Annotated in this window: 9 protein-coding genes; 7 read left to right on the top strand and 2 right to left on the bottom strand. The window is 48.8% G+C overall.

The features are described 5' to 3' along the window. The first annotated feature begins 3 nt into the window (after positions 1–3). The gene (gene cobT, locus AC2215_RS10930; protein ID WP_486810026.1) at positions 4–1146 is read left to right on the top strand and encodes a nicotinate mononucleotide-dependent phosphoribosyltransferase CobT; all 1143 of its coding nucleotides are present in this window, start codon (positions 4–6) and stop codon (positions 1144–1146) included. 158 nt (positions 1147–1304) lie between these two features. Here the strand turns inward: cobT and AC2215_RS10925 are convergent, their stop codons facing one another. Then, positions 1305–1685, bottom strand: coding sequence for a hypothetical protein (locus AC2215_RS10925; protein ID WP_486810025.1), 381 nt, complete (start codon positions 1683–1685; stop codon positions 1305–1307). A 593-nt stretch (positions 1686–2278) separates the two neighbouring features. On the opposite strand from AC2215_RS10925, the gene AC2215_RS10920 reads away from it, so the two are divergent. The 3 genes from AC2215_RS10920 (at position 2279) to AC2215_RS10910 (ending at position 9674) form a co-directional block, all read left to right on the top strand. Continuing rightward, entirely contained in the window at positions 2279–3523 is a 1245-nt protein-coding gene (locus tag AC2215_RS10920) for an extracellular solute-binding protein (protein ID WP_486810024.1), read from the top strand. 386 nt (positions 3524–3909) lie between these two features. Further along, positions 3910–8196, top strand: coding sequence for a glycosyltransferase (locus AC2215_RS10915; RefSeq protein ID WP_486810023.1), 4287 nt, complete (start codon positions 3910–3912; stop codon positions 8194–8196). A gap of 161 nt (positions 8197–8357) precedes the next feature. Further along, positions 8358–9674: a glycosyltransferase gene (locus AC2215_RS10910; RefSeq protein WP_486810022.1), complete on the top strand. Its 1317-nt coding sequence runs from the start codon at positions 8358–8360 to the stop codon at positions 9672–9674. Between the two features lie 161 nt (positions 9675–9835). Here AC2215_RS10910 and AC2215_RS10905 read toward each other — a convergent pair whose 3' ends face one another. Next, positions 9836–10354, bottom strand: a complete 519-nt coding sequence (locus AC2215_RS10905) for a hypothetical protein (protein WP_486810021.1) — start codon at positions 10352–10354, stop codon at positions 9836–9838. Between the two features lie 370 nt (positions 10355–10724). On the opposite strand from AC2215_RS10905, the gene AC2215_RS10900 reads away from it, so the two are divergent. The 3 genes from AC2215_RS10900 to AC2215_RS10890 all read left to right on the top strand — a co-directional run bounded on the left by AC2215_RS10900 (position 10725) and on the right by AC2215_RS10890 (position 13281). Further along, a complete protein-coding gene (locus AC2215_RS10900) occupies positions 10725–11063 on the top strand; it encodes a slr0373 family blue light stress response protein (RefSeq protein ID WP_486810020.1) in 339 nt (112 codons plus the stop codon). Positions 11064–11183: 120 nt separating this feature from the next. Next, on the top strand, positions 11184–12695 hold the full coding sequence (gene ycf46 / locus AC2215_RS10895; RefSeq protein WP_486810019.1) for a stress-responsive protein Ycf46: 1512 nt from the start codon (positions 11184–11186) through the stop codon (positions 12693–12695). Between the two features lie 232 nt (positions 12696–12927). Beyond that, entirely contained in the window at positions 12928–13281 is a 354-nt protein-coding gene (locus AC2215_RS10890; RefSeq protein ID WP_486810018.1) for a DUF1257 domain-containing protein, read from the top strand. Positions 13282–13296 lie beyond the last annotated feature (15 nt).

Below are 13296 nucleotides of genomic sequence, written 5' to 3'. Positions count from 1 at the left end.
CCCGTGTCCCGACAAACTACCAATCGCGAATCGATTCGAGCGTATACCGAACTGGAACGGGGACGGCAGTGGTTGGAACGATATCGGGGGAAACCGCCGGTATTTGCCTGTATCTTGGGGTTTACGGAGACGGGTCTGATTCCAGGGATTTCTGCTGCCGGACGCACCCCTGACGATCGCCGCTATACCGCGATCGCCGATGCGGAATTTCTAATCGACGGACCTCAAACCCATCCCCGTTATCCCCTGCCACCACTGGATGCTGGAGCTTCCCCAGTTTTAATTTCCCGAGCGGCGATCGAAGCTCACAACATTCCCGTCTATCTGTTCGATGCGGGTTTGCCCCAACCCCCGTCCGTCGAGGCGATCGATTTGGAGGGAACTCCCGCCCGTTGTCTGAGTACGGGAAAGGCCATGGAGCGCCAAACCGTTGAAGGATTACTCGATCGAGGCTTGAGATGGGGTGAGAAGTTGAGCGAGTCAGGGAGCTATCTGATTCTGGGGGAGTGCGTGGTGGGGGGAACGACGACGGCTCTAGCGGTGTTGACAGGATTGGGATTTGCCGCCACGGGCAAAGTCAATAGCAGCCACCCCACCTGCAATCATGCTCAAAAATGGGATGTGGTGTGTCAGGGACTGCAACAGACGGGTTGGGAACCCCAGAAAGGACGCGATTGTTCTGCCATCGATCTGGTGGCGGCTGTGGGCGATCCGATGCAAGTGGTTGTAGCGGGAATGGCGCTCGCCGCGAGCCGGACTGGCGGGGTGTTGCTTGCTGGCGGCACCCAAATGTTGGCGGTGTACGCTCTGATGCGAGAAATTGCCCGAGAAGGGGCTCTGGAGTGGCAGCCTGAGGAAATTGCCGTGGGGACGACTCGTTGGGTGGCTGAAGATCCAACGGGAGATACCTGTGGTTTGGCTCGCGAGATTGGAATGGTTCCCCTCTTAGGGACTCAGCTCAATTTTCAAATGTCGCATTACCCTCAATTACGGGCATACGAGCGAGGTTACGTGAAGGAAGGAGTGGGAGCCGGGGGTTGTGCAATTGCCGCTCATTTGTATGGGGGTTGGACGGGCGATCGACTGCGACGGGCTATCGATGCTTTAGCCCTGCGCAAGACGCGGATGGAGCGTAACGAGTTCTAAACAGACGGGCTGCAGTAGCGCACAGGAGCACGGGAGTTGTTGAGTGGGTTTGTGACATCAAAAACCCCGTTGGAGTTGGACGAGTCATTGGGCGAGTCAAACTAGTCCTTTTCCGTTCGAGGATGAAGTTTTGCCAAATTGTCGATCGCTCGAAGAATTTATTTAACTCTGCGAGCGAGTAGCTGTTCTTCTAAGGCGGCAATCCGGTTATAAGCCGCAGTGAGTTGGGCGGTTAACCTTTGAATTTGAACTTCTGGCGAGAGTAGTTTTTCACCATTTCGATCGCCAATTTCTAGACTATTTCCATCGACGAGTACGTCTTTATGTTCCATGAGGGAACCCAGCAAACTCATCTCATTACGACCGGAACGATCGCCATAGTTTCCAAAGCCAGAAGATTCGCTTTCCGATCTCGTGTCAATCTCTCGCTGGGCGAGCAATCCGGAAATTTGTAAGCTCAAACGCTCGATTGCTTCGTATAAACCATCTATTTTGTGGTTTAATTCCCGAACTTGGGCATCTTGCAGTGAATCCACCATGGGGTGAGTTCTCCAAAAACTTGTTCAATTTCATTGTAGAAACCGATTTGGACGATCGCGATTTCTTTCTCTATTATTTAACTTTTGCAAAATAATATCTGGGAAACGACAAGTTCTCAGATACTTTGTAACAAATGTATCTTTTTGCAATGGATTGCATTACGGTGAGATGTGAAGCGCGACGCAAGATGAAGGAATATTCCAGAGCGTAACGTTCAATAACAGTTATTGTCTTTACAGTAAAAAATTATCTCGATTTCAATCAAAAATTTCATCAAAAAGTCATCGGATATCTCTGAGTACTTAATGCGATGTGCAACCTTTTTGCGCTATATGGTGAGCGAGTCGGGGTAATCCCCTCAATTCCGCTCCCCCTTCCCCTTTGACCCCGCGTTGTCAGGTTTTGGCTCGTTCAGTTGCACATGGCGTTACTTTGGATTTCCAAAAGGATGCAATGACTGGAGGTTCTCCGGGAGACGATCGCACTCATCTCGATACAGGTGATACAGGTATCGTCTCCAGGAGGCGGAAATTGGGATAAACTCTATTGAATGTCCCTCCATAACCCGCACATGGCTAGTTCTTCGAGATCGATGCCGATCGAATCTCCCCTGTCGCGTCGTGTCGATCGCCGCTCGTTTCTGACCGGGACGGCCGCTTTGGCACTGAGTCAGTTCTTGGGAGGATGCAATAACACCCGGGAAATCTTAAGCATTGAGTTACTCAAAAATACCGTTCCGGTGCAATTATTAGGCAAATTTCGCGCCTCACTCGATCGACCGGTCATCCTTGAGTTTTCGCCAGAGTCCCAGTTGGCAAATTTATTTGCCTTGTTGCAAAACTTGCATCAGAAACAGCAAAACCCGGAAGAGAAGTCCTCAGAAGGTGGATTCTCGTCATTTTGGCAAAATCTCCCGTTCGCGCGATCGAACAAAACTGCCGTTCCCGATTTGGTGATGTTGGGGGATTATTGGCTTTCAAAGGCGATCGAGTGGGGGTTCGTGCAGCCGATGTCAACGGACAAACTGGCGATGTGGGAAAAACTCACGGACGAACCGATTCCTTGGAAAACCCTGGTCACTCGCGACAATCGAGGACAGCTTGCCGGGGTGGGTTCGGAAAGTCACGTCTGGGGTGCGCCGTATCGGTGGGGAAGTACGGTGATGGCCTACCGTCGAGATAAGTTTGAAGAACTCGGATGGACGCCGACGGATTGGTCGGATTTGTGGAAACCCGAATTGCGCCATCGGATTTCGTTACCGGAGAGTCCCAGAACGGTTATTGGTTTGACCCTCAAAAAGCTGGGTCGTTCCTACAATACTGAAAACTTGAGTGAAGTTTCGCAGCTAGAACCCGAACTGAGCGCACTCCACCAACAGGTGAAGCTCTACAGTTCCAATGCGTACTTACAACCGTTGCTTTTGGAAGATACCTGGCTGGCGGTGGCCCCCTCGACGGATATTTTATCGCTGCCTCAATACGAGCGAGAAATTCTAGCGGTGGTTCCTCAATCGGGAACGTCGTTGTGGGCCGATTTGTGGGTGCGTCCGGCGGGGATAGAGAATCGTGGAGAAAATTCGCAGGACATTGCACTGTGGCAAAAATGGATCGATTTTTGCTGGGAGGATTACATTGTCAGTCAGCTTTCGTTGTTAACGAAGGCAGCTTCTCCAATATTGACGGGGATGCAGCGAGGGTTGTTACCGGAAAATATTCAGAAAAATCTTGTGTTATTTCCCCCAGCGCAAACACTCAGCAATAGCGAGTTTTTGAACCCGTTGCCGGATGAGGCGCTCGAACAATACCGGCAATTGTGGGTGAAGGTGCGATCGAGTTAGCGATTGATGCCATGTATAGCCGTTGCCATATCGCTTAGGTCACAATTGACTGTGGGCAAAGGGGGCTTCGGGGGGCAACGAGCGCAGCGGTCGGACCCCGCGTCGGACGGGGCGTATAAACTCCTGGGGACACCCCAGGAGACAGCCCCTCCGCAAGACGCACGGGAACGCCGAACTAGCAAGGGAACGCCGACCGTTGGGGGAAGACCTCGACAAAATTACGCAATTGTCCGGTGTTGTCTGCACCTACAGTGGCCACTGCTATATCAAGTAGCACGTGGCATTATTGCACTATAAAGATAGGTTAGAACATCTTGCAAAGCGACAAGCTCATCGCAAGCTTTTGACCGATCGCTGAGTGCTGATTGCTCTATTGCCAATTGAGTATGACCGGTCAACCCAAAATTAGTATTATCCTCCCCGTTTTTAATCCTCCAGAGTTATTTCTGCGAGAATGCTTGGATTCGGTTCTCGCTCAAACTTACCCTGATTGGGAGTTATGTATTGCCGATGATGCTTCCACAGAGTCTTACGTTGGCAAAATACTCGCAGAATATCGGGAACGCGATCTCAGAATTCAGGTCGTTTTTCGCTCTCAAAACGGTCATATTTGCCAAGCGTCTAATTCAGCCTTAGAAATGGCGACGGGGGAATTCATCACCCTGCTCGATCATGACGATGTTTTCTCCACCAATGCATTAGCAGAAGTCGCGCAATCGATCGCCGAACATACCGATGCGGATTTTATTTATTCTGATGAAGATAAAATCGACGAATGCGGAAATTTTAAGTTTCCATTTCACAAGCCAGATTGGTGCCCCGATACATTTTTGTCGCGAATGTACACCTGTCATTTAGGGGTGTATCGACGATCGCTCGTCAACCAAATTGGTGGCTTTCGGGTGGGATACGAAGGCAGTCAAGATTACGATTTAGTTTTGCGACTGACGGAGAAAACCGATCGCATTTTTCACATTCCTAAAATTCTCTATCACTGGCGACTTCACTCGCGATCGACTTCCTCTGGAGCGGTGACCAAGCCTTATGCGTCCCAAGCAGCTCAGCAAGCTTTAGAAGAGGCATTACAAAGGCGGGGCGAGGTGGGTATTGTCCAGGAAATTCCAGGAGTAGCAAGTCATTTTTTGATTCGCTACCCAGTTCGGAAAAAATATTTAGTTAGTCTCATAATAATTATACCCAATTATGGAGAGAAATTACAGCATTGTTTGGATTCTATTTTTACCAAAACTCAGTACTTCAACTATGAAGTTATTCTCATGGGAAATCGCGAGCGCCAAGTTGAAGCAACCCCCATTTTAATCGATTGGCAAATTCGCGAACCTCAACGACTTCGATACTATTTTACGTCAACGCATTTGAACGATTCTCAACTGCAAAATGAGGCAGTCTGCAAGGCAAAAGGGAAGTACTTACTTTTTTTGAGTAGCAAATTGGAAGTTGAAACCTCAGATTGGCTTGAAGCTATGCTGGAACAGGCACAGCGGCAGTCTATCGCGGCTGTGGGTGCTTCGATCGTCGATTCCAAACGCCGAGTTGTTGATGCGGGAATTATTTTAGATTCGCATCACATCGAACATTATAGCCATCGCGGTTTACCCGAGAGAGCTGCGGGATATTTTGGCTACTTAAAAACGATAAATAACGTTTCGGCAGTTACCGAAAAATGCTTGATGTGTCGGCGCGATGTGTTTGAAGAAGTCGGTGGCTTTGACGCAGAATTAGCGGTGGCATATGGAGATATCGATTTATGCCTTAAATTTCAAGAGAGAGGTTACTATAATCTCTACTTGCCTCACGTGCGATTGGTTTACTCTCCGTCAGAAAGTCGGGATGCGCGTAAGGAGATTGAATGGCAACCATTACGCGATCGTGCAGCAACGATAATCCGCCAAAGATGGCATGCAGAACTCGATCGCGATCCGTGCAGCAATCCGAATTTAACCCACTCCCCTAACCCAATCATTCCCAAAACTCAACCTGATACCTTTATTATTACCGGAATGCATCGATCGGGAACCTCTTTCATGGCTTCCGTATTCGAGAAATTAGGCGTAACTTTAGGCAACCGACTTCTGAAAGCCGATCGATTTAATGCGGCGGGATACTTTGAAGATTTAGACTTTCTCAATTTGCAGCGATCGATTTTACAAGCATCCGGTTCGGTTTGCGAGGTGGGATGGATGGATTGGGGGTGGAATGGGGGGGAAGCGTTAGATGAAACTCAATGGAAAAATTATCTCGAATCTGCGCTAACGTTAACTCAGTCTCGCCAACGCCAACATCAAACTTGGGGATGGAAAGATCCCAGAACCTCTCTACTGCTCGATTTTTGGCATAGATTGCTACCCGACGCGAGATATGTGTTTGTTTATCGCGTTCCCTGGGAAGTGGCTGACTCGGTATCTCGCCTCAATCATCCCTTTTTTCAGGAACATCCCCACTGTGCGATCGAGATTTGGCATGTTTACAATCGCTGCATTCTCGAATTTTATAAGCAGCATCCCGATCGCTGTATTTTAGTCGGTATTGATGCGTTTTCCCAATCTCCAACCCAATTCTTGGATATTCTGCAAGGGAAGTTCGGGATGGAAATCAGCGAAGAGATGCGATCGCAAATTGGAGAGATATTTCAACCCCATCTCTTTCACCCGTCTGAGGATATTTCCTCAAAGATACGGAAACTCCAGCACACAGTACCGGAATCTTTGAAACTTTTGGCGCAACTCGATAAGTGTGCCGAGATTCCCAGCCAGGTATCTTGGGAAAACGAACTTGAAAATGTCACGATTCAAGTCAATAAACCCTCTCCCGTTATTTCGATTGTTATTCCCTGTTTTAACCACGGAGAGTTTCTTAGAGAAGCCATTAACAGTATCGACGAATATCCAGAACCGATTTACGAAATTATTATCGTCAACGATGGTTCGACGGATGAAGCGACACGAAATGCGATCGCCGATTTAAAGCAACGTGGATATATAATTATCGAACAAGCCAATCAAGGATTGGCAACGGCGCGTAACGTGGGAATCGATCGCGCCAGGGGAGAATATATTTTACCCCTCGATGCCGATAACAAAATTAGATCGAACTATATCGAGAAGGGTATCTCAATTCTCCAAAAATATCCCAAAGTGGGTGTCGTATATGGAAATGCATACTTATTTGGAGAAGATAGCGGTATCTTCCAAATTCCCGATTTTAATTTATATCAACTATTACGTGGTAATTATATTGATGCTTGCGCGATATTTCGCAAACAAGTATGGCGAGATGGCGGCGGATACGATGCCAATCTTCCCGATAAGTTAGGATATGAAGATTGGGATTTTTGGTTGAGTGTTGTTGAAGCGGGTTGGAAATTTTACCACCTTCGAGAGGTGACATTCGAGTATCGAGTGCGTCATGATTCTATGGTAGCAGCGTGCAACCTTCCCGAAAATCGCCAGAAGTTATTTCGCTATATCTGCAACAAACACCGCAATCTATTTATTCCCTATCTTCCGGAATTACTTGCCCAAAAAGAAGCCACGGCATTAAAAGAAAATCGACGGGGAAATATCCTCGCGTCTCATATCAATACCTTACAATCTCATTTAATCTCTAAAACGACTCAAAAGATAGAATGCAAACCCCAAACAACCCTAAGTATATCTCAATCTCCCCTCGTCAGTATTTGTATTCCGACCTATAACGGAGAGCCATTTCTCAAAGAGGCACTGTCGAGTGCATTTGCTCAAAATTACCCGAACATTGAGGTAATTTTATCAGACGATCGCTCTGACGATCGCACCCTAGAAATTGCAGACGCCTTTCGAGAGTATTCTAATATCGACTATATAATTGCAAGCCGCGAGCGTAGCGGTTTAGCTGAGAACTGGAATCATTGTCTCGAACTCGCGCGCGGCGACTACATTAAATTTTTGTTTCAAGACGATATTTTAGAACCAGACTGTGTTGAGAAAACCCTCAATCTTGCGGAATGCGATAGGGAAATTGGTCTAGTTTTTTCGCCGCGCATTTTTCTCCTCGAATCCGGAGTCGATCGTATTCCCTCATTAATGCAATTTTATCGAAGTAATCGTCAATCCTATTTAAACTGGTCAAATTTAAAACCGATTCAGCCAGGATTGGACTTATTATCCGATCCGGATCTCATGGAAAACCCCATTAATAAAATTGGCGAGCCGAGTACGGTACTCATTCGGAAGTCGGTTTTCGATCGGGTCGGTAAATTTGATTCTGAATTCTCTCAATTTTTGGATTTAGAAATGTGGTGGCGAATTTTGCTATATTACAAAATTGGGTTTGTCGATCGGAGCCTATCCTATTTCCGAATTCATACCCAGCAAAAAACTTATAAAAATATTAAAAGTTTAGATATAGAGTTCGATCGACTTTACTATAAGCTCGCGACCCATAAAAGTTTTTCAAAACTTCCAGATGGGATAAAAATCGAAGCCTTTTGCCGATACTTCCTCTCGACCAAAAATTCAAATCTGGAAGATCGAGATCGACTCAATAATCTGATTCAAAAATTTAGGGAAACATCCCCAACCGCCATCCAGGGAAAATCTCGCAGAGAAAAGATCGAGCAATTACTTCATAAAATGTCACAGAAATTTCCAGGAATTGCCAGTAATTTAAATTGAAATAAGCATTGACGTTGTTTGCGATCGCGACTAAGACAGACGAATTCACCAAGCAGCTCGTTTTTCAGTGGAAGCGATCGCCAAAATTCAAGTTTGCAACAGGCTGATTAGTCGATACGCTACTCCAGCAGACCGATTTTAAACTTGAGGATCCAAAACTCATGACCCCCTTGACTTCTCTAATTCTCACCAGCTACAACCAATCCCACTATCTTCAAGAGGCAATCGCCACGATTCTCGCGCAAACCGAAACGAACTTCGAGCTACTCATATGGGATGATGGATCGACCGACGATTCCGTGCAAGTGGCTCGCAACATGGCCGCTAGCGACAATCGGGTTACAGTGGTTGCTGCCGGACATTTGGGACGAGGACGATCGCTCGAAGCGGCGATCGCACATACCCAAGGGGAATATATCGGCTGGGTAGATGGCGACGACTTACTCGCGGCGACGGCTTTAGAGCAAACGGCGGCCGTCCTCGACGCGCAACCCGACGTGGGAGTCGTCTACACTGACTACGCGGAAATCGACCAAGACGGGAAGTTTTTAGCCATGGGGAAACGCTGCCAAATCCCCTATTCTCCCCAGCGACTGCTGACGGATTTCATGATGTTTCACTTCCGCCTGATGCGGCGTTCCGTTTACGATCGCGTCGGCGGCATCCACCCCAAATTTGAATACATCGAAGACTACGACTTGTGCCTGCGCCTCTCGGAAGTCACCGAAGTTCGTCACCTACCGCAGCCACTCTACTTCTATCGCCTCCATCCCGAAAACACCTCCCGCTACCAGTATCAAACCCAAATCCGACGCTCTCAAAAAGCGATCGAGGAAGCTTTAGAACGGCGCGGACTCGCCGATATCCTCAAAATAGAGGTCAAAAGGGGTAAATTCTACCTGCGCCGCGTCGCACCCCAAAAAACAGCGCCCATGCGCATTGCCTCCCTGCTCGTGCCGTTAAGCTTACCCTTCATCCCCATCGCCGCACTTGCCAAACCCATTCAACCTTTCAACGCCTACGGCATCGCTGACAGCAGCCAGAATATTTCCCCCCGCACGTTACCCGTTTCCGAGACAGGGTCGGGTTTGGCAAACTTGGGATTGGAGAGTGTGGAACTTGAAAATTTGGGATTAGAGAGTTTGAAACTCGAGAAGGGAGAATTGCACCTTCGAGACAACCTAGAACGAGACAACTTAGAAAATGCGATCGCCCCAACCACCGATTCCGCCATTCCCAACAACTTCCTCGACACCGACGATACCGAATATCTCGTCGGTGAAGGCTATGGCGATGGCGAAGGAGATGGCTACGGTACTGGCTACGGCTATGGCGGGGAAGAAGAAGGGTTTGGGGCGCTGATGCGTCCGATGATGGGAACCGCACGGATGGCTGGGTTACCCCAAAGCCGCGAAGTGCGCGTCGTTCGGACTCAAGACGAGATGTCTCGCCAGTTCGAGGAACCCGACATTAGTTAGAAGTAGCGACTGAAAAAAGGGTCAGGTCTCCAGATATCGCACGGGTGAAAACAGCTCGATCCGATGTCAGCATCTTTCTTCCTTGGCCCCAAAGTGGGCGTTAGCGAAGCCATGCCGTAGGCTATAGCATTTGGATTTGTCAGATTTCGCATTACCCATAATCAATCGCCCAAATGCGATCGCCCCGACAACCTCTCCCCATCGATCTGATAACGGCTCGCCATATCGTAAAACAAGCGATAGTAGTCCGCAAACTCTTGGCTTGGAGAGCGGCCCTCAAAATGATAGGTCACTCCCTCATCTCGCAACGTCAGGTGTATCGAAGTCACCTGCGATTCCACCTCCACCGTCAACTTCCCCTTCACCCCACCATCGGTCGTAAAGTTCGCCGAAGTCACCTCCGAACCACCGACATCTCTCTCCAACAAATACCCTCCCCAACCCGTTACCCGTACTTCGGGATTTTTAGGATGGGAAAACGTTCGTCCGTCCAGATTAGAAGGTGACGGACTCGCAACCCAATCCCTCGGATAAGGAAACTCGAAGCCAAACCGAGGATTGTCGTAAGTGCTCCAAGAATTGGGAGGTAGCAAAGGGCGATCGCCGCAACCGGATAGTGCTAAAGCAAAAAGCCCGATCGTCCAACGGTTTAACCCCTTTTTAAGCGTTCGTCGTTTCATTGATATCAACTGCATGCCTCAAAACGATTTGAGAAGTTATAGCGCTTCGCGCTGGTTTATTTACACTCTTGAAAAAATCCTTTTTTTCCATTCCCCATTCCCCATTCCCCGTTCCCCGTTCCCCATTCCCCGTAACTGAAAATCTGTAATGATACCAGCGCGAACTGCTATAGGCAGCAACTCTCCCCAGAGTCAATTGAGACCCAAACAACCCACTGACACCCCTTTCACCCGCTCAAAACCACTATTCCGGAGCTAAACTATTAAGCAATGTTACAATATTGCCGTTAAAATGGTTTAACGTCTTGACATCATCCCAGAGATGCCGATATTGTGTTTTACATACCCGGGTTAACCAACTCAGAGTCGTATGCAAGACAAACAGAAAGTCACCCTATATCTCTCACCCGAGCTGCATCGTAAACTCAAAATTCGATCGGCAGTAGACTCGGAACCTATGTCGGCTATCGCCCAGCGTGCGATCGTGTTTTATCTCGAACATCCCGAACTCGTAGATAGCGTCGAAGAAAACTACGGCACCACGCATCAAGTCTATAACTGTCCCGAATGCGATCATCCGGCAGTTGTCAAAGATGGCGAACTGGTTTCGATCGGGAACCAACCTGGGGTTCTACTCGATGATGAAGTATCCACCGCATCGACGAACGCCCCGCAAGATCGAGAGACTGAATCCCTCGTCACTTGCTAAAGCAAAATTCACTCATATATATATCGATATTTTTATCGGTCCGTTGTATTAATAATTGCCACTGGTGTTATCGCCCAGGGCACATAAGAAGGGTAGTACCGTTCAATTAGGTCGAGGGTCATGAAAGAAGAGCTCAGCGTTCTCATTAAAGCTCAATATCCACTAATATACCTGGTGACCTCTGAAGAGGAGCGGTCCGAGCAAGCCATTGCCACCATTGCTCAAACCTTAAAGCCCCAACGTCGCGTGTTCGTTTGGACGGTCACCAATGGCATCGTCGAGTACGGTCAGCCTCGCACCACCACCCAGCATAATACAGTTTCTCCCGAGGCGGCGATCGAGTGGGTAATTCGCCAGAAAGATCCGGCCCTCTACATATTTAAAGATTTACACCCCTTTGTGGATTCCCCGCCGGTGACGCGCTCGTTGCGAGATGCGATCGCCGCCTTTAAGGACTCCCAAAAGAACATTGTCTTAATGTCTCCCATCCAGCAAGTTCCCATCGAACTTGAAAAAGAAGTGGTGGTGTTGGACTTCCCCCTCCCGGATATGAAGGAGTTAGATCGCGTCCTCAACCACCAGCTTCAGGACGGGAAAAACAAGCGCATTACCACCGATGCCCGCGAAAAACTACTCAAAGCGGCGCTGGGCTTAACCCGCGACGAAGCGCAAAAAGTTTACCGCAAAGCCCAAGTCACGGCCAATCGCCTTACAGAAGAAGAGGTTGAGGTCGTCCTTTCCGAAAAGAAACAGCTCATTCGCCGCAACGGAATATTAGAATATATCGAGGAGGACGAAACCCTCGATTCTGTGGGGGGGTTAGAAGAACTCAAGCGGTGGTTGCACCAACGTTCTAACGCCTTCAGCGAGCGGGCGCGGGCTTACGGCTTACCCCAACCCAAAGGGATGCTAATTCTCGGAGTTCCCGGATGCGGGAAGTCTCTGATTGCCAAAACGACCTCTCGCCTGTGGGGTCTGCCCCTGTTGCGCTTAGATATGGGGCGCGTGTACGATGGCTCTATGGTTGGGCGCTCGGAAGCCAACCTGCGCAACGCCTTGAAAACGGCTGAGTCCATCTCACCCGTCATTCTTTTCATCGACGAGTTAGATAAATCCTTTGCCGGCAGTTCCGGTTCTGCGGACTCCGACGGGGGGACCTCCAGCCGCATCTTCGGTTCCTTCCTCACCTGGATGCAAGAAAAAACATCTCCAGTTTTCGTCATGGCAACGGCGAACCGCGTCGAACGCTTACCGGGAGAATTTTTGAGGAAAGGTCGCTTCGATGAAATCTTCTTCGTTGATTTGCCCAATCAAGAAGAACGCAAAGAAATTTTCCGCATTCACCTCTCCAAACGCCGTTCGGAAATTGATCGCTTCGATTTAGAACAACTGGCTAACGTTTCCGACGGATTCTCTGGAGCAGAAATCGAACAAGCTGCGATCGCCGCAATGTACGAGGCTTTCGCCCAAGATCGAGAGTTCACGCAGCTTGATATTATTGCCGCGATTAAGTCGACTCTGCCACTGTCGAAGACGATGACCGAACAGGTCAGCGCCTTGCGCGACTGGGCCCGACAGCGAGCCAGACCGGCGGCAGCTTCCATGGCTGAGTACCAGCAAATGGAATTCTAAAGGCTTTCTCTTGGCAGACTCTGCCGGGAGCAAAGGCTAGCATCCCAAGTGCTAGCAGCATACCCAACACAAACTTGGGAAGAGCGACCCCTCTAATACAAGCCTCTCGGTGGAGAGAAGTTTGTAATAAGGGTTGCCTCCGAACCAAGAAACCTCGCGACTTACGGTCCGGGGAATGTCAAATCCAACACGTTGTCGTTCACTTCAAATTCCCAATTAGGAGGAAATCCAAATGTCTCATTTTAGCACTCTTCGCACTAAAATTACCGAATCTGAAATTTTGAAGTCGTCTCTGCGCGACTTGGGAATCTCCGTCAAAACCGACGCTGATGTGCGCGGCTACAACGGTCAGCGGGTTCGTGCCGACATCGTTGCCGTCCTCGAAGGCGACTACGATTTGGGCTGGTCTCGCAATGGAGATGGTTCCTTCGACCTGATCGCCGACCTGTGGGGCGTGGCGAAGAAGCACAACCAAACCGAGTTGATCAACTCCATCAACCAAAAGTACGCCGTTAACAAGACCTTGACCGAAATCCGTCGTCCGGGTCTGCAAAATGCCAACGTCAAGCTGGTGGTGCAAAAGTAATTACTTCTGCGCGTT

The organism is Zarconia sp. (assembly GCF_057467645.1).
Note: the sequence above shows the minus strand (reverse complement) of the source record. Positions and strands in the feature narration are given on the sequence as shown.

Bases quoted from the DNA above. Each gene is read 5' to 3' on its own strand.
- AC2215_RS10925 (WP_486810025.1), bottom strand. From the start codon at position 1,685: ATGGTGGATTCACTGCAAGATGCCCAAGTTCGGGAATTAAACCACAAA.
- AC2215_RS10920 (WP_486810024.1), top strand. From the start codon at position 2,279: ATGCCGATCGAATCTCCCCTGTCGCGTCGTGTCGATCGCCGCTCGTTT.
- AC2215_RS10915 (WP_486810023.1), top strand. From the start codon at position 3,910: ATGACCGGTCAACCCAAAATTAGTATTATCCTCCCCGTTTTTAATCCT.
- AC2215_RS10910 (WP_486810022.1), top strand. From the start codon at position 8,358: ATGACCCCCTTGACTTCTCTAATTCTCACCAGCTACAACCAATCCCAC.
- AC2215_RS10905 (WP_486810021.1), bottom strand. From the start codon at position 10,354: ATGAAACGACGAACGCTTAAAAAGGGGTTAAACCGTTGGACGATCGGG.
- AC2215_RS10900 (WP_486810020.1), top strand. From the start codon at position 10,725: ATGCAAGACAAACAGAAAGTCACCCTATATCTCTCACCCGAGCTGCAT.
- ycf46 (WP_486810019.1), top strand. From the start codon at position 11,184: ATGAAAGAAGAGCTCAGCGTTCTCATTAAAGCTCAATATCCACTAATA.
- AC2215_RS10890 (WP_486810018.1), top strand. From the start codon at position 12,928: ATGTCTCATTTTAGCACTCTTCGCACTAAAATTACCGAATCTGAAATT.